The organism is Arthrobacter sp. 05N33_2, from assembly GCF_056397425.1.
Genome location: NZ_JBFTNJ010000018.1, coordinates 15,231 through 35,772, shown reverse-complemented (window position 1 = coordinate 35,772; position 20,542 = coordinate 15,231). Strand labels below are relative to the sequence as shown.

The window sequence follows — 20,542 nt, the reverse complement described above, 5'->3', positions numbered from 1 at the left end:
AGGGGCCGCGCATGGTGCGCTAGTTCAACGGGGTGTTCTGCTGGCAACCGGATCCCGCGGCTCGGAACGTGGAGCGAGCGATGCTTAAGCCGGCGCCGGCTGACTCCGGCGTCGACGGCCTCCCTGACTGTAAACGGCGCCGAACCGAGCGGGGACGGGAGCGGCCGGGGTGTCTTCATCGACCCATCGTCGCAAAACCGAGGACTGCCTCGGAGAGTTATCCACAAGCCGCGGCCCGTCTACCCAACTGGCCAGCAGCAGGGGCCGTTTTGAGCGCCCAAAACGGCCCCTGCTGCGAGCTAGTTGGGTCAAGCGGGGGAAACCCGGCAGCGCGGAACTCAGGCAGGGGTGTGGGCCGCGGCGAGGGAAGCCAGAGTGGAGACCAGGAGCCGGCGTTCCACCACCTTGATGCGCTCGTGCAGGGATTCCTCGCTCTCGCCGTCCCCGACCGCCACGGCTTCCTGCGCGATGATGGGGCCCGTGTCCACCCCGGCGTCGGCCCAGTGCACCGTGCAGCCGGTGACCTTCACGCCGTAGGCCAGCGCGTCGCGGACACCGTGGGCGCCGGGGAAGGACGGCAGCAGCGCCGGGTGCGTGTTGAGGTATTTGCCGCCAAACGCGTCGATGAAGTCGGCGCTGACAATCCGCATGAAGCCCGAGGACACCACCACATCCGGGGCGAAGCCGGCGACGGCTTCGGTCAGGGCCGCGTTCCAGGCGGCCCTGTCCGGGTAGGCCTTGAAGTCCACCACAAACGTGGGAATCCCGGCGGCGGCGGAGCGTTCCACCCCGAACGTCCCCGGCCGGTCGGCGCCGACGGCGGYGATCTCGACGTCGAGATCGCCGGACTTCACGGCATCGATTACTGCCTGGAGGTTGGAGCCGGTGCCGGAAACGAGGACAACTATGCGCATGGTCCTAGCTTATGGGGCCGCTCGCGTAGGCTGGAAAACATGAATCCCCCCACGGAATCCGGCAGCGGCCAGTCGGACCGGCAACCGGCCGGCCAGGCAGCACAAGATTCCGCACGGCTGACGCACACCCTGTTCCGGCTGTTCGTCATCGCGGTCCTGGGCTCGTTCTTCGTCTTCCAGCTCGACGTGGGTTACGTGTGGCTGACGGCGCTGCTCACGGTGGCGGGGATTGTGCTGGGCATCGTGGTCCTGGTCCGGGCGGTGAAATACAAAGAATCGCGGCTGGTTCTGTACGGCGCGATATCCGGGCTGGTGGTGTCGGCGGTGATGCTGCTGGTGGTCCTGGCCTCGACGCTGTTCTTCAACCAGATCCGCGATTACCAGCAGTGCGTCCGCTACGCCCTGACGCAGCAGGCAACCTCGGAATGCCGGACGCAGCTGGAGAAGTCCCTGCCGAGCCAGCTACCCACGCAGCTGCGCTAACAGCTGCACCGACGCCGCTGCCCTAGCTGTACTGCCCAGGGAGGTTGGTTAAGCGGCTGATGGGCGGCTGGCCTCCGATTGCGGTGTGGGGCCTGTGGTGATTGTAGTGGTGCAGCCATGCCGGGAGGGCGTTTCTGCGGGCTGATTCCGTGGCGTAGAAGCGCTTGAAGGCCCATCCGTCGGCGAGGGTGCGGTGGAAGCGTTCGATCTTGCCGTTGGTCTGCGGCCGGTAGGGGCGGGTCTTCTTGGCCTTGATGTTCATTTCACGGCAGGTGTCCCGCCAGAGGTGCGATTTGTAGGCCGAGCCGTTGTCGGAGAGGACCCGCTCAACGGTGACGCCGCGGGCGGCAAACCACGACACTGCACGCCTGAGCACTCCGACTGCGGTGGCCGCTGTTTCATCGCCGTGGATCTCTGCGTAGGCGACCCGGGAGTGGTCGTCGATGACGGTGTGGACATAGGCGGTCCCGATCAGTGGCCCGCGGTGTCTGCTGCGCGCCTTGTCCGGGGTTCCTGCCCGGTTCCGGTCTCCTTGCTGCCGCCCAACGTAGCGCCAGCCGCCGCCGTCGGGGATGTTCCCGAGCTTCTTCACGTCGACGTGGATCATCGCTCCAGGAGTCTCATGTTCATAGCGGCGGATGACCTCCCCGGTGCGCTTGTCCACGTGGTGCAGGCGGTTCAGCCGGCACCGGACCAGAACCGCGTGCACGGTCGAGGCCGGCATGGCCAGCTTCGCGCCGATCGCGACCGGCCCCAGCCGTTGCTTCCAGCGCAGGTGCACTACCTTGCGCACCAGCTGCTGCGGTGTCCGGTTCGCCACCCGGTGCGGGCGCGAGGACCTGTCGGCCATGCCGTCCTGACCCATCGCGGCGTAGCGGGTCGCCCACCGTTTGGCCGTGGGCCAGGCGCAGTTGAACTGTTCGGCAGCCCGGGACACCGGCCAGCCGTGGTCTACGACCAGACGCGCGACGCGCAAACGTTGGCGTGGAGTCAAAGCGGCATTAGCGTGGGACATTGAGGACCTCCTGGTCGCTGCAGGGGTTGTCTAAGCAACTCCACTGTGCAACCGGAGGTCCTCACCTTTAGGTCAACGACTCCAGCGAGTCATCACATTCACCGAACCAACGTCCCTGGGCAGTACACCTAGCGGCTGCTGACCGTTTCCAGGTCTGCCTCGCGCAGCTTCTGCTGGCGTTCCAGCCACGGTCCGGCCGCGTAGCCGATCACGACGCCGATTCCGACCTCCGCGGCCACGAACAGCGCCGTGCGCAGCGGGTCGGGCCCGATCTCCGTCAGCCGACCGATGCCGGCCGAACCGCGGGCCAGCCAGGCGAGCCCCGCCGCGAGCAGCCCGGCGACGGAGCCGATCACCGCACCCAGCACCAGGGTGGAGGCGGCGGCGGTAAACCAGCGGGCCCGGATCTTGATGGACAGCCATTCGTCGAAGTGGTTTTCGCCTTCGCGCAGGAACCACCAGCCGGCCAGCGCCCCGGCCAGCGCAGGCACCACCAGGGCCACGAAGCCGAAGTCAAGGGAACCGGCAGGCAGGGCGGCGAACACCGGAACGGACGGTAGCGGCCCGACGGCGGTCCCGAGCGGTCCGGCCAGCGACCCGACGCCCAGGGCGAACCCCGCGCCGGAGATCCAGGCCAGGGCAAAGACGACGAGGTTGGGCAGGAAGCCGAGCTGCACGATGGTGAGGACACCGCCGCCCATGGCACCGGCGTCGAGCCCTTCATAAACGGCGACCACAAGGTTCCAGTGGATGAAGAGGTCGACGGCAAGCAGCGCGGCGGACATCGCCAGGCTCGCCATCAGCGCCACCGAGCCTGCCTTGATGGCCGAACCCAGGTAGGACCCGGCCCAACGCGAGTGCTGGCTGGTACGGGAGAGCCAGGCCACGGCGTCGACGCCGATCAGCCGGCTCCACGACCCGGCCTCGCGGCGCGCGCCCACCACCATGCCGAGCCCGAACGGGACGAGGGGAATGAACGCGGCGGCCCACAGGCTGATGCCGACGTCGGCCGTGCGGCAGACGAAGCCCGTTGCAATCCCGAATCCGGCATACGCCAGCCAGGAGCCGAGCAGGGCCTGCCAGAGCTGGTCCGTATATGAGGCGCGGGCAAGGCGCCGACCGGCGCGCCAGGCGAGCAGGAACGGGATGAGGGCCAGGCCCAGCGGGATGAGCGAGAGCGTCCCGGATTCCGGCTGCGCGGCGGACCCGGCACCGGCGGTGTCCAGCAGCAGGGGCACGCCGTGGATCAGCAGCCAGGCCTGGCCGGCCAGGCGTGCCAGGACATCGAATCCGTCATGCTGGAATCCGGCCGTGGCCCAGACAATGACGATCGGGGCCACCACCACGAGGGCGGAAATGACGGCGGCCTGGGCGGACTCGAGGGCACCCTGCAGCCACAGGGGCATGGGAAGGCCACGTTGTCCGGTCTGATCAGCGCGCAGTTTCATCGAGATCCATGGTGCCACGGGCCCGGCACCCGGCCGGTTTCCGACAGGCACATTGGCCGGATCCGCCGGATTTGCCGTCGGGGGCCCCCGGCGCTTTTTGCGCACCCCGGTCGTAAAATTGTAAATGTCCGCAATCAGTGGTTGGAGGCAGATAATGACTACCGCATCTCCTCATGCGCACGGCGTTCATTTTGGTCGGACAGATGTACAGAACGTCGGCATGGGTGCAGGTATCGTCCTGATCGTCGTGGGCATCCTGGGGTTCATCCCCGGCATCACTACGAATTACAGCGAACTTAGGTTCTTCGGGCCCGATTCCAAGGCCCTGTTCCTGGGCCTGTTCCAGGTGTCGATGTTGCTGAACATCGTTCAGCTCGCGATCGGCGCCACCGGCCTGACCATGTCCCGGACTGCCATGGGCGCCCGGAATTTCCTCATGGGCTCCGGTCTGCTGTACATCGTCCTTAGCATTTACGGTTTCATCGTCGGCGTGGATTCGGCGGCCAACTTCCTGTCGCTGAACACCATGGACAATTGGGCCTTCATGGTGATGGGCGTAATAATGGCCGGCGCAGGCTGGCTGATGACAAGGCACCTGGAAGAAGACGTAAAGACCCGGTCATCAACCCCCGGGACATAGGGAGCCGCGAATGAGTAACGTTTCATAGTATTCAGAAAATTCGTACTACCTGCTGGTGCAGCGGTTTAGCGGAAACGCGGCGGCTGCACCAGCTTTCTGTGTGGCGTCTGGGGCCGCCCGACGGCGGAACCTCCCGGCACGGCGGAAGGCCGGGACTTTGTGAGTCCCGGCCTTCCGTGATGCCCTGCCGCTGCCGTTGCCGCCGGATGATGCGGGTGCCGCGGCGGCTCGTTAGCTTGCGTGTTCCTGAACGCGGGGCGGAACAGTGTCCCACTCCGTTTCGGTGGCACGCATCCAGGGAAAGGGCAGCAGTTCCTTGATCCGGACCTTGCCCACCTCGCCCCCGGCATCGACCAGTACAGACGTCTCAGTTCCGTAAGAACGCAGCAGCTCCCGGCAGAGGCCGCACGGGTTGGTGACTTGGGGGTGTCCCTGCCCGTCCATGCTGACGGCTACCACGGTGTGGATTGCTGGCTCCTGGGCCATGCGGGCATTGGCGAGGGCGCTGGATTCGGCGCACACATTAATGCGCTTGGCGCCAATGTGCAGTCCGAGATAGATGGCCCCCGACTCACCGCGCATGGCGGCCGCCACCCGGTGGTTCTCGCTGTGGTGGGCGGTGAGCAACAGCGCGCGCGCTGCCTCGTAAAGCTCCACGTCGGAGGCGTCGAGATCAAAGGAGATCACGTTTGCCTGCAAACCGTTTGTGTCCGGGCGACTGGCGTCCATGAGGGTTCCCACTTTCCGTTCCTGCTTACCGCTGTTCCTGCGTGCCTGTGTTCTGGCCTGGCTGTTTTGGTAACCGGCTGTCTTCGTAACCCGCCGTGGTCGTAGCCGGCTGTTTGCTCTACCGGCCGATGAAGATGCCGTTCTTCTTCCGGGCGAGCAGGTAGAAGACGATGCTGAGCGCCGACAGGACAGCCACGTAAACGGGGAAGATCCAGGAGGCGTTCATGGACTGGAGCCAGACCAGGAGGTAGGAGGCCGTACCACCGAAGAGGGCGACGCCCAGGCCGTAGCCGAGCGCGGTGCCGGCGCCGCGGCAACCCTTCGGCATCAGGGAGCTGGTGACCACGTTGTACAGGGTCATGTTCAGGACCAGCACAACCGAGCCGCCGAGGAGGACGGCCGCGAAGCCGGCGATGCCGGGCTTGACGTACATCAGCATCAGGAACACGGACGGAATGGCCAGCGCACGGGTGATCAGGAACCACTTGGACATGGACTTGCCGTCAGCGACCTTGCTGATGATGAGGCTGCCGACAACCAGCACGACGCCGAGGATGGTGGTGAGCGCGAAGACGGCGGTTGCGTCCTCCTTGAAGCCGGTGCGGGCCGCCGTSGGRAGGCCGGTGTTCCASGCGTAGTTGTAGGCCTGCGCCGCKCCGACGACGAASGTGATGGCCAGGACGCTGAGCCAGTGCTTGCGCACTCCACCCCAGACGGTCTTGGCGGAGTTGTTCGCCAGTTCTTCCGGTTTCATGGTTTCCGGAAGCGTCCGGCGAAGGTAGACAACGACGAAGCCGAAGGCTGCGCCGACGATGAACGGCACACGCCATCCCCAGTCGGCCATGACGGCCCCACCGAGCATCAGGGACGAGAGGTAGCTGACCAGCGAGGCGAGCAGGATGCCTGCGTTGACGTAGAAGGAGATGATGCCGGCGACAAAGCCCTCGCGTCCCTCGGGGACGAGTTCGACGGCGTGGGCGGTGGACAGCGGAGCTTCGACACCGGTGGAGATGCCCTGAACGATGCGGCAGACCAGCAGGATGACGCCGGCCGCGGGGCCAATCTGGTCATAGGTCGGCGACACGGCAATGATCAGGGTGGTGATCGCCATCATCATGATGGACCAGAGCATTACCCGCCGTCGTCCGATCCTGTCGGCGAAGGTGCCGAGCAGGATGCCGCCCAGCGGACGGAACGCGAAGCCGACAGCAAAGACTGCCAGCGCGCTCAGCGTCGCGGCAACGGGGTCCTGCGACGGGAAGAACTTGGGTCCGATGAAGGCCGACAGCAGGCCGAAGACCATCCAGTCGTACCATTCCAGGGTGTTTCCAAGTCCAAGGCCGAGCAGTCCCCGGCGGACTTCCGGAGATAGCCGGGACTTGCGGCCGGTCTCCAGGTCAGTCTTGACGACAGTGTCAGTCATGATTCCTTTTTCCTTCCCCCGCACTTTCGGGGTGCGTGAGGGTACGGATTGCCGGCGGGCACCCTTGTTGGGGTCGCCGGCAATCGAAACTATCGTTTGGCTTGGTCCGCGGGGCGGGACCGGCTCACCACATGGGAGGCGAGTTAGCCCAGATAGCTACGCATGCCTCTTCGTAGCGCTTGAATGCAAACGGGCCATCCAGCTCGGCAACAAGGAACTGGTCCCTGGTGACCGGCCAACATCGTGCTCTGCGGATGGCTTGGCAGATGTCACGGCAGCTTCGCTTAAGGAAAGGAACGGGTTTGCGGGTCGGATGCACCTTCCGCCAGAAGGCTGTGCGCCCTAACCTGTTTGAAGCGTTCTTCCCAAAAGTGTTGCGGCTCACACAACTATATTGAAGATCTTCACAGAGTCAATGGTTTTCGGAGAAGTCCCGTCCGCCCGCAGCAGGCCGGGCCCGGGCCGGACTACAAAGCCCCACGTCAGGCGCAGATTCGGCCCGGAACCGCAAAAATATTCAGCAAAACCTTGATTCGCTAAAAGTTTTCACTATAGTTATGTGTGTTAGCTCACCAAGAGAGAGTCGGAGCATGACCAACGAAATCGTCACGGGACATTCCCCCGCCGGCACAAGCGTCCTTCTTGCCACTGTCGGCAACAAGGTCCGCAACATGCGCAAGGACAAAGGGATGACCCTCGCGAAGCTCTCGGAAGTCACTGGCCTCAGCCCGGCGATCGTCAGCCAGATCGAACGCGGCCTGGCCAATCCCTCTTTCACCACCTYGGCGCAGCTGGCACACGGCCTGGACATTCCGGTGGGGAAGTTCTTCCTCGGACAGGAGGAAACCAGGTCCCCCGTGGTCCGCAAGGCCGAGCGGCGGAACCTCAAGGGCGTCACCAAGAAGTCCGTAGGTGAAGCAGTCTATGAACTGCTCACCCCGGACCTCAACGGTGCGCTGGAGGCCCAATGGATCGTGAGTCCGCCAGGCCACGACACCAGCGCCACTCCTTTCCGGCACAGCGGCGAGGAATTCGGCATCGTGCTCTCCGGCCGGAAGGACATCTTCCTGGACGGCGAGAAGTACACCCTGGAAGAAGGCGATTCGATCACCTTCTCCTCGGATACGCCCCACTGGTACAAGAACAGCTACGAAGAGGTCTGCGTAGCAATCTGGGTTAACGCACCTCACGCGTGGTGATCCGCCGGCCCTAGCCGCCGTCACCTTTCTCCGGTCCGGACGCCACTTCTATACCGCGGTGTCCGCCGGAACCCCTCCAACAGCCCGCACCACGGCCCCGCAACGGGCCGCGATGCGTCACACCCTCTGCCGGGTCGATTTCGCGGTCAGCGTTGCCGCGTTACTGCCGGGCACCGTCTTCTACGTCACCGGCACCGTTCCAACGGCACCCGTTCCCACGGCACGCCTCTAACGGCACTTCGGCCGAAACAGTAAGGATCCCCCATGAACCCGTCCACAGCCATGTCGTCGCTGGAACTCAGCACCACCACGGCGGACCTCACCGCCCCCGTCATCTCCCGCTCCGACGTCCTCGTTGTCGGCGGTGGCCCCGCAGGTGTGGCCGCAGCCGTCACCGCGGCCCGCTCGGGCGCCTCTGTCACGCTGCTGGAACGCTACTCCTCCCTGGGCGGCCTCGCCTCCGGCGGCATGGTCCTGGTGCTCGATGACATGATCAACGGCCAGGAAATCACGGTCACCGGCATCGTCTCCGAGTACGTCGAGCGGCTGCAGAAGCTGGGCCTGGCGATCGTCCCGCCGGCCGATGACCGCAAGACCTCCGAGGAACTGTGGAACAAGTGGGGCCGCTACGGCACCTTCGACTTCCACTCCCACACCACCCCCAAGCCGGTTTGCTACGCCGCAGCCTTCGACCCGGACGGCTGGAAGCGTGTCTCCAACGACCTCGTCCGCGAGGCCGGCGTCAATCTGCGCCTGCACTCCTGGTTCTCCCGCCCCATCGTGGACAACGGCGTCATGAAGGGCGTGATCTGCGAGACCAAGTCCGGCCCGCAGGCCTTCATGGCCGACATCGTCATCGACACCACCGGCGACATCGACGTCGCCTCCCGGGCCGGCGCCAGCTACGTCAAGGACAGCTACCTCACCACGCTCGTCTTCCGCCTGGGCAACGTCGACACCAACGCCGCGGAGGCCTTCGAACAGGCCAACCCGAAGGAAGCCCGCGCCATCAACCGCAAGATCAAGCGCCTCCTCGGCGGCGCCTGGGAACTGTGGTGGCTCAAGACCCCCATCGACGGCGTCGTCTGGTGCAACGCACCGCACATGACCGGCTTCGACGGCGTCGACCCGGCGGACATGACGGCCGCCGAGTTCGCCGCGCGGGACCGCATCACCGAGGCCGTGGACTACGTCCGCGCCAACCTGCCCGGCTTCGAGAACTGCTACATGCTCGACGTCGCGTCCCAGATGGGCGTGCGCCAGACCCGCCTGCTCGAAGGCGAGTACGTCATGACCAAGGAAGATGTCACCTCCCGCCGCCACTTCGCCGACACCGTGGCCCGCGGCCGCGACTACTACTACCCCTTCCGCTCGCTGCTGCCCAAGGAAGTGGACCAGCTGCTCGTCGCCGGCCGGCACTACTCCGCCACCCCCGAGGCCCAGAAGATGTCCCGCGAGATCCCGCCCTGCATGGCCATGGGCCAGGCAGTCGGCGTCGCCGCCGCCCTGGCGATCCAGAACGGCACCCTCGTCCGCGACGTCTCCGCCCTGGACATCCAGCAGGGCATGCGCCGGCACGGCGCGGACCCGGGCGACGTCCCGTCGTCGAACGCCACCCTTGACGTGGACGCGGTGGTGGGGGCATGAGCACCGTCATCGACGACCTGCTGTCAGGCACGACGGCGGCAACCGCCGCCGCTGAGGCCGGCACCCCGCTCCCCCTGGACGGAATCAAGATCGTGGACTTCACCCAGGTGTTCATGGGCCCGTCCTGCACCCAGCTGCTGGGCGACTACGGCGCGGACATCATCAAGGTGGAACGCCCCGGCGCCGGAGACATCTCCCGCAACTCGTTCCCGGACAAGGACGGCCAGGACAACCCGATCTTCCTGTCCATCAACCGGAACAAGCGCAGCATCTCCGTGGACACCCGCACCGATGAGGGCAAAGCCGTCCTCCGCCGGCTGCTCGCCGACGCCGACGTCGTGGTCAGCAACTTCCGTTCCGGCGTGATGGAGCGGATGGGCTTCGGCTACGAGGACCTCAAGGAGCAGAACCCGGGCATCATCTGGGCCTCCGGCACCGGCTTCGGCCCCGAGGGCCCCTACTCGCACAAGGGTGGCCAGGACGCGATCGCCCAGGCCTACTCCGGCGTCATGTGGCGGCGCGAGTCCGATGACATGAAACCGGCCATCTACCCCACCACGCTGTGCGACTACATCACGGGCATGCACCTCATGCAGGGCATCCTGCTGGCACTGCGCACCCGCGAGTCCGCCGGCGTCGGGCAGAAGGTGGAGGTGACCATGTACGACTCCATGCTGCACCTGCAGATGCAGGAGGCCTGCATGCAGCTCAACCGCGGCTACGAGGTCAACTGGGGCGCCATGCCGCTCAGCGGCGTCTTTGAAACCACCGACGGCGCCGTCTGCATGGTGGGCGGCTTCACCCCGGACCCGCTGCTGCGCATTTCCGAGGCCCTGGGCCTGGACGAGGACCTCACGCTGCGGCCCGAGTTCGCCAACCTCGAACAGCAGTTCAAGCACAAGCCGGCATTGCAGGCGATCTTCCGCGAGCGCATGGCCACCAACACCACCGAATACTGGACCACCCGGCTCGAAGACCAGGGGCTGCTCAACGCCCCGGTCCACACCCTGGAACAGACCCTGGCCGATGCGCAGACACACGCCAACAACATGATCGTCGAGGCGGAACACCCCGGCGTCGGCACCGTGAAGATGCTCAACGCACCCATCCGGCTCTCCGCCACCCCGCCCACCATCCGCCGGGTGGCCCCGCGCCTCGGCGAACACAACGTCGAGGTGCTGTTGGAGAACGGGTTCGACGCCGAGACCATCGAGCGCCTGCAGCAGCTGGGGGTCCTTCGGTGACCGCCGTTTCAGAGGCCGGGACGACCGCCTCGGTTCCCACCGCCGTTGACCAGGTCACCCTGACCATCGAGAACCACGTCGCTACCGTGGTCATCGACCGCCAGCACGTGCTCAACGCCGTCGACGGCGGCGCGCAGGCCCGGCTCAACGAGATCTGGGACCAGCTCGAAGCCGATCCGGACGTCCGCGCCGTGGTCATCACCGGCGCCGGGACCCGGGCCTTCTGCGTCGGGGCGGACATGTCCGCCTCCGCCGTGGACAAGACCGGGCTCGAATACTGGGCGGGCCTGGACCCGAACGGGTTCGGCGGGCTCAGCCTGCGCACCACGCTGGACATCCCGGTGATCGCCCGGGTCAACGGTTATGCGCTCGGCGGCGGCATGGAGATCGTGCTCGGCGCGGACATCGTAATCGCCGCGGACACGGCCCGCTTCGGGCTGACGGAACCGCGCGTCGGGCGCCTGGCGCTCGACGGCGGCATCCACCAGCTGGTGCGCCGGATCCCCTACACCCAGGCAATGGGCATGCTCCTGACCGGGCGGAAGGCCGAGGCCACCGAGATGCAGTCCATGGGCCTGGTCAATGAGGTGGTCCCCGCGGACCAGCTCGACGCCGCGGTACAGCGCTGGCTGGACCAGATCCTCGCCTGCGCCCCCACCTCGGTCCGGGCGGTCAAGCAGATGGTCACGCAGACCGCGCACCTGACCGCCGCCGAGGCCCGCGGCCTCCGGCTCCCCGCCCTCATGGCGGCGCTGGACAGCGAAGACTCCGCCGAGGGCGTCCGCGCCTTCCAGGAGAAGCGCGCCCCGCACTGGCCGGGACGCTAGCCGTTCCACGGCCCGAAGATTCAGCCGCTCGAAGAACAACAAGAGCTTAGAAGGAGAAACCAATGCGGGAGTCACTGACACCCGGCGTGTGGGGCGTCGTCGCCACACCGTTCCAGGGCAGCGCCCTGGATGTCGACACGGACAGCCTGGCCGGGCTCGTGAGCTACTACGAGTCGATCGGCGCCACGGGACTCACGGTCCTGGGCGTGTTCGGCGAGGCCGCGGCCCTGACGGCGGCCGAGCGCAGCCTGGTCCTGGAAGTGGTCATGGAGGAAACGCGCCTGCCCCTCGTGGTGGGAGTGACGTCCCTCTTCACCGGCACGGCCGTCGATGAAATCCGTTCCATCCAGGCCGCCACCGGGGACCGGCTGTCGGCCGTCATGGTCCAGGCCAACTCCGCCACCCCCGGGGTGGTCATCGCGCACCTGAACGCCATCCACCACTCCACCGGCGCCAACGTGGTGCTGCAGGACTACCCGCTGGCCAGCGGCGTCCACATCAGCACCGAGGCGCTCATTTCCGTGGTGCAGGCCTGCGGCTTCGTCACCGCGGTCAAGGCCGAGGCACCGCCCACGTCCGTGGCGATCGGGCACCTCACCGCAGCCCTCGACGTCTCGGTCTTCGGCGGCCTCGGCGGCCAGGGGCTGCTGGACGAGCTCATGGCCGGCGCCGCGGGGGCGATGACCGGTTTCTCCTACCCGGAAGCGCTCATCGCCTGCGTGCAGGCCTGGCAGAAAGACGGCTACGAGGCCGCCCGCGATGCCCTGCTGCCCTACCTGCCGCTGATCAACTTCGAGCAGCAGGCGAAAATCGCGCTGGCCATCCGCAAGGAATGCCTGCACCAGCGCGGACTCATCGCCGACGCCGGCGTCCGGGCACCGGCCGCGCCGTTCCCGGAGGTTCTCCGGACCGGGCTGCGCACGCACCTGGCCGAGGCCGCCGAGGCCCTCGGCCAGAACCCGGCCGCCGTGCTGACCACGGCGGGGAGGAACTGATGGATTTCGGAATCAGCGGAAAGACCGCCTTTGTGGCCGCCTCGACCGGCGGCCTGGGCCTCGCCATCGCCCGGGCCCTCGCCGCCGAAGGCGTCCGGGTGGCCATCACCGGCCGGCGCGAAGTCCGCGCCAAGGAGATCGTGGCCGAACTGACGGACGCCTACGGACCGGGCGCCGTCGCCATCGAAGCGGACCTCAGCACCGCCGAAGGCGTGGCCGCAGCCGTCGAGCAGACAGTCGCGGAACTCGGGCCCATCGACATCCTGGTCCTCAACGGTCCCGGGCCGAAGCCCGGCGCGGCCGCCACACTCGGCGCGGACGACATCGCCGCGGCGTTCGAACAACTCGTCAAACCGCACCACGCCCTGGTCTCGCACATCCTGCCGGGCATGCGGGAACGGCGCTGGGGCCGGATCCTGGCCGTCGGGTCGAGCGGCGTCGTGGCACCACTGCCGAACCTGGCCGTGTCCAACACCGGCCGCGCGGCACTGGCCGGCTACCTCAAGACCCTCGCCGCCGAGGTCGCCCTCGACGCCGTCACGGTCAACATGCTCCTTCCCGGACGCATCGCCACGGACCGGGTTGCGGAACTGGACCAGGCCGCCGCCAAACGGCGCGGCACCACGCCCGAGGAAATCCAGCTCGAATCCCGCAAGACCATCCCTGCCCGCCGCTACGGCGAACCGGAGGAATTCGGCGCCGCCGCGGCGTTCCTCTGCAGCGCCCCGGCCTCCTACATCACCGGCGTGGCACTGCGCTGCGACGGCGGCCTGATCCGCGGGCTCTAGCCACAGGCGCTGAACACTCASCACWCACCCWGCTCCGACTCYCMCGAAGGAACACCATGACTTCCACCGACACAGACACCTCAACCGCAACAGCCCGGGACCTCCTCACCGCCCGGCACCTGATCAACGGCGAATGGCTCGGCGGGGCGGACACCGAGCGGATGAACCCGGCCCGCCCGGGCGAGCTCGCCGCCCTCTCCCCCAGCGGCACCGCAGCCGACGTCGACGCCGCCATCACCGCCGCCGCCGCCGCGCAGCCGGGCTGGGCAGCACTGCCCGCCCCGTCCCGCGGCGCGATCCTGATGGCCGCCGGCAACCTGATCCTGGAGCGCCAGACCGCCATCGCCGAGGACCTCGTCCGTGAAGAGGGCAAGACCCTCGCCGAGGCCAAGGGCGAGGTCAAGCGCGCCTCCGACGTGCTGCGTTTCTTCGGTTCCCTCGGCTGGGCCGCCACCGGCGAGGTGCTGCCCAGCGGCCTGCCGGACACCACCATCACCACCCGCCGCGAGGCTCTCGGCGTCGTCGGGCTCATCACGCCGTGGAACTTCCCCATCGCCATCCCGGCCTGGAAGTCCGCCCCTGCATTGATCAGCGGCAACGCCGTGGTCATCAAGCCGGCCGAGCTCACCCCGCTCTCCGCCACGCACCTGGCCCGCGCCCTGCAGGACGCCGGGCTGCCCGCCGGCGTGTTCAACGTGGTCCACGGCAAGGGCCGCGTGGTGGGCGACGCCCTGGCCCGCGATCCCCGCATCGCCGGGTTGTCCTTCACCGGCTCCACCAGCGTCGGGCTCGGGCTGCAGGAGATCCTCAACGCCCGCCGCGCCCGGGTCCAGCTGGAAATGGGCGGCAAGAACGGCGTGCTGGTCCTGGACGACGCCGATCCCCGCAAGGCCGCCCAGGTGGTGGCGGCCGGCGCGTTCGGCCTCACCGGCCAGGCCTGCACCGCCACGTCCCGCGTCTACGTCACTCCCGGCATCCGCGAGAAATTCCTGGCGGCCCTCACCGAGGAAGCCGCGCAGTACACCGCCGGCGACGGCCTCGAGGCCGCAAAGATGGGCGCCGTGGTAAGCAGCCAGCAGTTCGAACAGAACCAGGCCGCGGTGCGCACCGCCGTCGAACGCGGCGCCACGCTGCTGCACGGCGAGTACGACGGCGGCACGGACGCCGGGTTCCTCTTCCCGGCCGCCATCCTCACGGACCTGCCCTTCGACGACGCCGCCGTGACCGAAGAGATCTTCGGACCCGTCGTGGCCGTCCTCGAGGTCCCGGACTACGAGGCCGGGCTCGCCGCGATCAACGACTCCCGCTACGGCCTGACCGCCGGGATCTGCACCGACTCCCTGGCGTTCTCCACGGACTTCGCCGCCCGCGCCCAGGCCGGCGTCATCAAGGTCAACCGTCCGAYGGCGGGCCTGGACCTGAACGTGCCGTTCGGCGGCGTCAAGGACTCCTCCACCAACACGTTCCGCGAGCAGGGGAAGTCCGCACTGGACTTCTTCACGTGGGGCAAGACCGTCTACACGGGTGTGTAGCCAGCCATGACGTACGTGATCGCCCAGCCCTGTGTGGATGTCAAGGACAAGGCCTGCATCGACGAATGCCCGGTGGACTGCATCTATGAGGGTGAACRCTCGCTCTATATCCACCCGTCCGAATGCGTGGACTGCGGCGCCTGCGATCCCGTCTGCCCGGTCGAGGCGATCTACTACTCGGACGATGTCCCGGACGAGTGGGCCGACTACGTGCGCGCCAACGTGGAGTTCTTCGAGGAACTGGGGTCGCCGCAGGGCGCCTCAGCCCTCGGAAACCTGCACCGCGACCACCCGGTGGCGGCGCGTGCGCCTCTAGGCGCACGCGCCGTCGGCTGAGCCCGTGACTGAACTGGCTGATGACCGGGGACAACCGTTCCCTACCCCTCCCTTTTCTCCCGTTGGAACGCCCTCACTGCTTCGCTCACTGTTGGGTAGAAATGTTCGGGAGAGAAGCGGGCGCCCATGCCGTACTGCAACAATCTGTCTTTGACCGGGTCTTTGAGCTCGGCGAACACCAGGTCCACGCCGTGCCGGTCCAGCCATTCGTCAAGCTGCACTAACTCGTCCAGTGCAGTCGTGTCGATTCCCGTCACTGGTTCTGCCGCCAGCACCACGCGTTCTATGCCGTCCCCCGCCTGGTCCAGTTCGTTGCGCACGAAGGACCCCAACAAGGCGCCGTTGCCGAAGAACAGCGGTGCGTCGAAGCGCAGGATCAACAGGCCGGGGATGCGTTCCCCTTCCGGATGACGGCTCACGTCGTGGTACCCCGGAACCCCGGGCACGTCCACCAGTTCAGCACGGTAGGGGTCCCAGGCCTGCCGTAGGAAGTCCAGAATTGCCAAGCCGATGGCAACGGCGATGCCCGGGAGGACGCCCAGTATGGTCACCCCCAGGAAGGCCGCGAGCATCACCAACGATTCACTGCGGCTCATGYCGATGAGCCGTCGCACACCGGCCGGGTCGGCTATTGCGGCGGCTGCGGCGATGACAATGGCTGCAAGGGTTGTGGCCGGCAGGAACTCGGTGACGCCAGGCGCCACAAGCATGAAGCCGAGCACCAGGACGGCGCCTACGGCCCCCGTGAGCTGGGATTTCGCCCCGGACTCGACTGCCACCGGCGTGCGGGACGTGCTGGCCGACACCGGGAAGCCACCGAGCAGCCCGGTGGCAGCGTTCGCCGCGCCCAAGGCTGCCATTTCGTGGTTGCCGGATACCCTGCCGTCCTCTGCGGCCGCCAGGGATTGTGCCAGGGTTCCGGTATCAACGAAGACGATGAGGGCGATCGCGGCGGCGGCGGGCAACAGTGTCAGAACGTCGGCCCAGCCAATTCCGCCCAGGGCCGGTGCAGGGAGCCCCTGCGGGAGGGCACCAGTGACCTTCAAACGCTCTTGGAGTCCCAGCACGGCCACGGCGATGCAGGACACAACCACCGCAATGAGCACGCCCGGAACCTTCCATTTCAGCCGGCGGGGAACCCAGATGAGCGCCAGCGAGACCAAGCCGAGCAGTAGTGCCGTCAAATTGGTCTCGCCGGCAAGCACCTTCGGCACGGCGGCGATGAGTTTTTCCCAGGGTGTACCGCCTTCCACGGAGATCCCCAGGAGGGTGGGAAGCTGGGACACGGCCACCAGCAAGGCGATGCCGTTGAGATAGCCGAGCCGGATGGGCTTCGACAGCAGTCCAGTGACGATTCCCAACCTCAGCACTGAGCCGAGCAGCAAGATGCCGCCAATCAGTATGGCGAGGAGACCGGCCAGGGCCACGGATTTCTGCTCGTTATCCGCGGCCAAGGGAATCAAGGCTGCCACGATCATCGGAGCGAGCGCGGAATCCGGGCCCAGCACCAGCACACGCGATGGCCCGACTGCCGCGTAGACAAGCAGGGGCACTACCGTCGCGTACAGGCCGGTCACCGGTGGAAGGCCGGCGGCCTGGGCGTACGCCATGCCAGCTGGGACCAAGATCGCGAAGAGCGCGGCGCCCGCCACCAAGTCGTGGCGCAGCCACTCGATCCTGTAGCCACGCAGGGCCGGCGGGACCGCCCAGAATGCAGTCCTTCCGGATCGGCGCATCTTCTGATCATGTCCCATCACGCCGCTGCCCGCCATCCATCATCGGGCGACCCCAGCCTTGCGCAGATAACTGTGAGCTGCCGGTTTGACTCTGGTGAATACTGACCCGGATGGGCCGCCAATCAGCTCGATCGCATGGCCGCGATTCACGGGCTAATCGGGCCGATCCGGGTGTCAGTCTTTTTTCAGTTTCTCGGCGAGCATCACGAGGATTCCGCTGGGACCTCGGAGGTAGGTGAGTTTGTAGACGTCACCGTAGGTCGCCACACCGCGTAGCGGACGGCATCCGTGCTTCGCAGCTACCTCAAGGGCCTCGTCGATGTCGTCRACYGAGAAGGCCACGCGGTGCATGCCRATGTCGTTGGGACGRGTYGGGTTCGACTCGATCGCTTYAGGGTGGATGTACTCGAAGAGCTCAAGTCGACCATGACCGTCCGGGGTCTGGAGCATCGCAATCTTGGCGTGGTTGCCATCAAGTCCGACGGCAGTGTCGGTCCACTCGCCGCTGACGGTATCACGGCCGACGACGGTGAGACCGAGGTCGGCGAAAAAGGCGATTGTTGCTTCGAGGTCACGAACCGCAATACCGACGTTTTCAAGTTTGATGGCCATGCGTTGAAGCTACCAAGACGGACCGACTAGCTCCAGTGCCGGGCCGGATTATGGTCAGAGTGTCTTCGTAGTGAAGAGAGAATCGCCGTGGATTTCGTCAGGTTCTACTTGCCCGGTTTCGACAAATCCGAGTTTGGCCAGCACACGGCGTGACGCGGTGTTCCAGTCACGGACTGTAGCCCACAGGCGTCGGTAGCCCGACGCCTGCGCCCGCTGGAGGACGGTCCACGAGGCCTCGGTCGCAAACCCCTGGCGCCAGACTTCGCGGAGGAACTCGAACGCGAGTTCTGGCTCTCCAGCCCGTCCGTGCTCGTTGGGAATCAGCCCGCAGTAGCCGATGACCTGCCCCGAACTCTTTTGCTCTGCGGCCAGCAACCCAGGGAAGGGGTGTCGGCTATCACGACGGATCCGGTCCTCGATATCTTCCAGCGTGGGGTGACCATCGGGACTGATGCGACGATGCGGAGGGACGCGAGGATCGCGCTCGGTCCACAGCTCGCGCAGGACGGCGGCGTCAGACACCCGCCATGGCCGCAGCAGCAGCCGATCCGTTTCGAAGACGACCTCGATCCGAGGTACTCGCGCATGGTCCACAGCGATAATTATGGATGATCGAAGGCTTTGAGCCCGCTGCGCCGGTTGCCCGCGATCTCGGAATGTCGCAAGCAACGTCGAATCCATACCCGTGACTTATGGCTCTGGTCGACTGATGTCTGCCTGAGGACCATCACAAGCATTAGGACTGTGCCTGGCTGGGGGCGTTTTCCTGCCCTGACTGCACTCCCGACCTGCAAGAAGGACCCTCATGCCGATGGTCTGGATCCGCGAAAAATCCCGCCGGTTCACGGCCGCAATCCTCGCCGTCGTGCTTACAGCCGCCCTCGGCGGCTGCGTCCCCGGGCCGAAACCGCCGGCGCCGGCGCCGCCCGATTCCGGCTACCGGTCCGTGCTCGAACAGTTCGGCAGGAGATTGCTCGACGAGGGCGCCCCGGCCGTCCTCATCCAGGTCCGCGTGGGCGGGGACGAGTGGTCCGCGGCCTACGGGGTCCGAAACCTGAACAGCCCGTCCCGGGCCGAGATAACGGACCCGGTGCACATCGGCGGGGTCACCAAGTCCATGGTGGCCGTCTGCGTGCTCAAACTGGCCGAGGAGGGCCGGCTGGAACTGGACGCGCCGGTCAGCACCTACCTGCCGGAGTTCAACAAGGTGATGCACCCGCCGGGACCGGTCACGGTCCGCCAGCTGCTGCAGCACCGCTCCGGCATGCCGTCGGTGGACGGGCCGTTGTTCGATCCGGCCACAGTGCGCGAAGCCCTGACCACCAAGGTGAGCCTGGCGGATCTGCTGGCCATGGCGGGGCGGATCTCCTGGCAGGCGAAGCTGGCCCAGGGATTTGAGTACTCCAACTCGAATTACATTGCCCTGGCGCTGATCGTCGAGCGCCTCAGCGGCCGGCGGATCGGCGAGGTGATCAGCACCGACATCATCGAGCCGCTGGGTTTGAGCCAGACCTTGATGACGGCGGCCGGGCCGGCGCCGTCGTCCATGATCCACGGCTACATCGCGCTGGACCGCAAACAACTGGACGTCACCTATCCGGCCGCCCAGATCGACAACGCCGCGGGCGGCATGGTGTCCTCCGTGGCGGACGTGAATACGTTCTACCGCGCGCTGCTGCAGAACAAGCTGCTCAAGCCGGCGACGATCACGCAAATGGAGAGCCCGCTCTACGCCAGGTACGGACTCGGCGTGGTCCGCTGGAACGATCTGTGCACCAACGACTTCTACTACGGCCATCCCGGCGACGTGCCCGGCTACGGCACCATCACCATGACCAGCGCGGACGGAACCCGGCAGCTCACCATGGCCGTGGCCTACCCGCCGGAACCGCTCCCACGCGGGGACACCCACATTCTGCACCAAATGGAGTCCATCGCGGAGGACACCCTCAACGCCACGTGCATGACCGGGCCGACCGGGCCGCTCAACAATGCCGCAGGCAGTCCGGGCACTGCGACAATGGGCAGATGACAGCAATCATCCTCGTCTGGGACCCCGACGAATGGAACGATTGGACCTACCCGGCCGTGCTGGAGGAGGTCGCCGAAACCGGCCGGCACCTGGCCAGCTGGGACGTCGGGACCTCTCTCGACAGCGACGCCGGCAACGCGGCCGGCACGGACGCGTGGCTGGTGCTCCAGGGCCGCCACGGACGCGGCCTGATCGGCCACGGCGTTATCGTCGCGGAAAGGCCGGTTCCCCGCGTCCAGGCACCGGACTCCGCGAGCGCCGCCCGGACCGGCGTACCGGCCGACTCGCCGCCCGGCGCACCGCCCGGCGCACAAGGCGCGTCCCCGCTCTACCTCCAGGTGGACTTCGACGCCCTCCTGCCCGCCGGCGACCAGATCCCGACCGGGGTCCTCGCCGAGGCCGTGCCCGGCATCGACTGGGAAGCCCTTCACGGCCCCGCGCTGGCCGTCGACCCCGCCGTCGAGCCCCTGCTGCGCGGCCTCTGGGGTGAGTTTGGCCCGGTGCCGGCTGACCCCACGCAGCCCGTGCCCGGCACCGTCCCGGCGGCGGCGGTCACCCGGGTCGAAGTAAACAAGTACGAACACAGTCCGGACGCCCGACGGGTCTGCGTCGCCCACCACGGGACCAGCTGCGCCGCGTGCGGATTCTCGTTTGAAATCGCCTTCGGCGAGATCGGCAAGGACTTCATCCCGGTCCACCACCTGGTCCCGGTGTCACAGCTGGGCAGCGGGTATGAACTGGACCCCATCACAGACCTCGTCCCGCTCTGCGCCAACTGCCACGCCATGGCGCACCACGGGGTGCGGACCCCGCGCAGCGTCGCGGAGCTGCGCCGGATCATGGCCGCCGCCGGGTTCCTGACCGGACAGTCCGTGACCCCGGAGCAGCTCCAGGCCCAGCAGGACGCCCGGCGGATCCTGGAACAGCACTAACAGCCCTAAC

Annotated in this window: 20 protein-coding genes; 12 read left to right on the top strand and 8 right to left on the bottom strand. The window is 67.0% G+C overall.

All coding sequences use genetic code 11. From position 1 onward, the window contains the following. Positions 1–338: 338 nt before the first annotated feature. On the bottom strand, positions 339–914 hold the full coding sequence (gene purN / locus AC1DHX_RS10600; protein WP_476900017.1) for a phosphoribosylglycinamide formyltransferase: 576 nt from the start codon (positions 912–914) through the stop codon (positions 339–341). 39 nt (positions 915–953) lie between these two features. On the opposite strand from purN, the gene AC1DHX_RS10595 reads away from it, so the two are divergent. After that, positions 954–1,397 carry a hypothetical protein gene (locus AC1DHX_RS10595; protein WP_476859185.1) on the top strand — a complete coding sequence of 148 codons (444 nt, stop codon included), beginning with the start codon at positions 954–956 and terminating at the stop codon, positions 1,395–1,397. Between the two features lie 22 nt (positions 1,398–1,419). Here AC1DHX_RS10595 and AC1DHX_RS10590 read toward each other — a convergent pair whose 3' ends face one another. Beyond that, complete coding sequence (locus AC1DHX_RS10590; protein WP_476859186.1) at positions 1,420–2,412, bottom strand: IS481 family transposase; 993 nt, start codon at positions 2,410–2,412, stop codon at positions 1,420–1,422. Positions 2,413–2,540: 128 nt separating this feature from the next. Further along, positions 2,541–3,860 (bottom strand): cell division protein PerM, encoded by a 1,320-nt coding sequence (locus AC1DHX_RS10585; RefSeq protein ID WP_476859187.1) that lies wholly within the window; start codon positions 3,858–3,860, stop codon positions 2,541–2,543. Positions 3,861–4,080: 220 nt separating this feature from the next. Between AC1DHX_RS10585 and AC1DHX_RS10580 the strand changes: the two genes are divergently transcribed. Then, positions 4,081–4,500: a DUF4383 domain-containing protein gene (locus AC1DHX_RS10580; protein ID WP_476859188.1), complete on the top strand. Its 420-nt coding sequence runs from the start codon at positions 4,081–4,083 to the stop codon at positions 4,498–4,500. A gap of 231 nt (positions 4,501–4,731) precedes the next feature. Here the strand turns inward: AC1DHX_RS10580 and AC1DHX_RS10575 are convergent, their stop codons facing one another. Both AC1DHX_RS10575 and AC1DHX_RS10570 read right to left on the bottom strand, forming a co-directional pair. Then, a complete protein-coding gene (locus AC1DHX_RS10575) occupies positions 4,732–5,199 on the bottom strand; it encodes a cytidine/deoxycytidylate deaminase family protein (protein WP_476863718.1) in 468 nt (155 codons plus the stop codon). Between the two features lie 148 nt (positions 5,200–5,347). After that, entirely contained in the window at positions 5,348–6,652 is a 1,305-nt protein-coding gene (locus tag AC1DHX_RS10570; RefSeq protein WP_459384138.1) for an MFS transporter, read from the bottom strand. Positions 6,653–7,242: 590 nt separating this feature from the next. Here AC1DHX_RS10570 and AC1DHX_RS10565 point away from each other — a divergent pair. From AC1DHX_RS10565 to fdxA, 8 genes are all read left to right on the top strand, one after another. Beyond that, positions 7,243–7,851, top strand: coding sequence for a helix-turn-helix domain-containing protein (locus AC1DHX_RS10565; protein WP_476900016.1), 609 nt, complete (start codon positions 7,243–7,245; stop codon positions 7,849–7,851). Between the two features lie 264 nt (positions 7,852–8,115). Further along, complete coding sequence (locus AC1DHX_RS10560) at positions 8,116–9,498, top strand: FAD-dependent oxidoreductase (RefSeq protein WP_028277300.1); 1,383 nt, start codon at positions 8,116–8,118, stop codon at positions 9,496–9,498. Further along, positions 9,495–10,742, top strand: coding sequence for a CaiB/BaiF CoA transferase family protein (locus AC1DHX_RS10555; protein WP_476859190.1), 1,248 nt, complete (start codon positions 9,495–9,497; stop codon positions 10,740–10,742). The genes AC1DHX_RS10560 and AC1DHX_RS10555 overlap by 4 nt, the downstream gene beginning before the upstream one ends. Next, a complete protein-coding gene (locus tag AC1DHX_RS10550) occupies positions 10,739–11,569 on the top strand; it encodes an enoyl-CoA hydratase-related protein (protein ID WP_476859191.1) in 831 nt (276 codons plus the stop codon). The genes AC1DHX_RS10555 and AC1DHX_RS10550 overlap by 4 nt, the downstream gene beginning before the upstream one ends. A 62-nt stretch (positions 11,570–11,631) precedes the next feature. After that, positions 11,632–12,564, top strand: coding sequence for a dihydrodipicolinate synthase family protein (locus AC1DHX_RS10545; RefSeq protein WP_476859192.1), 933 nt, complete (start codon positions 11,632–11,634; stop codon positions 12,562–12,564). Continuing rightward, positions 12,564–13,352 carry an SDR family oxidoreductase gene (locus AC1DHX_RS10540; protein ID WP_223915886.1) on the top strand — a complete coding sequence of 263 codons (789 nt, stop codon included), beginning with the start codon at positions 12,564–12,566 and terminating at the stop codon, positions 13,350–13,352. The genes AC1DHX_RS10545 and AC1DHX_RS10540 overlap by 1 nt, the downstream gene beginning before the upstream one ends. Before the next feature lie 56 nt (positions 13,353–13,408). Then, the gene (locus AC1DHX_RS10535; RefSeq protein WP_476900015.1) at positions 13,409–14,884 is read left to right on the top strand and encodes an aldehyde dehydrogenase family protein; all 1,476 of its coding nucleotides are present in this window, start codon (positions 13,409–13,411) and stop codon (positions 14,882–14,884) included. Between the two features lie 6 nt (positions 14,885–14,890). Further along, positions 14,891–15,220: a ferredoxin gene (gene fdxA / locus AC1DHX_RS10530; RefSeq protein ID WP_476900014.1), complete on the top strand. Its 330-nt coding sequence runs from the start codon at positions 14,891–14,893 to the stop codon at positions 15,218–15,220. A gap of 41 nt (positions 15,221–15,261) precedes the next feature. Here the strand turns inward: fdxA and AC1DHX_RS10525 are convergent, their stop codons facing one another. The 3 genes from AC1DHX_RS10525 to AC1DHX_RS10515 all read right to left on the bottom strand — a co-directional run bounded on the left by AC1DHX_RS10525 (position 15,262) and on the right by AC1DHX_RS10515 (position 18,162). Then, a complete protein-coding gene (locus AC1DHX_RS10525) occupies positions 15,262–16,956 on the bottom strand; it encodes a SulP family inorganic anion transporter (RefSeq protein WP_476900013.1) in 1,695 nt (564 codons plus the stop codon). A 174-nt stretch (positions 16,957–17,130) separates the two neighbouring features. After that, the gene (locus tag AC1DHX_RS10520) at positions 17,131–17,568 is read right to left on the bottom strand and encodes a VOC family protein (protein WP_476900012.1); all 438 of its coding nucleotides are present in this window, start codon (positions 17,566–17,568) and stop codon (positions 17,131–17,133) included. Between the two features lie 54 nt (positions 17,569–17,622). Continuing rightward, a complete protein-coding gene (locus tag AC1DHX_RS10515) occupies positions 17,623–18,162 on the bottom strand; it encodes a GNAT family N-acetyltransferase (RefSeq protein ID WP_476849152.1) in 540 nt (179 codons plus the stop codon). Positions 18,163–18,373: 211 nt separating this feature from the next. On the opposite strand from AC1DHX_RS10515, the gene AC1DHX_RS10510 reads away from it, so the two are divergent. Next, complete coding sequence (locus AC1DHX_RS10510; RefSeq protein ID WP_476859196.1) at positions 18,374–19,600, top strand: serine hydrolase domain-containing protein; 1,227 nt, start codon at positions 18,374–18,376, stop codon at positions 19,598–19,600. Beyond that, a complete protein-coding gene (locus AC1DHX_RS10505; protein ID WP_476859197.1) occupies positions 19,597–20,532 on the top strand; it encodes an HNH endonuclease in 936 nt (311 codons plus the stop codon). The genes AC1DHX_RS10510 and AC1DHX_RS10505 overlap by 4 nt, the downstream gene beginning before the upstream one ends. Positions 20,533–20,542 lie beyond the last annotated feature (10 nt).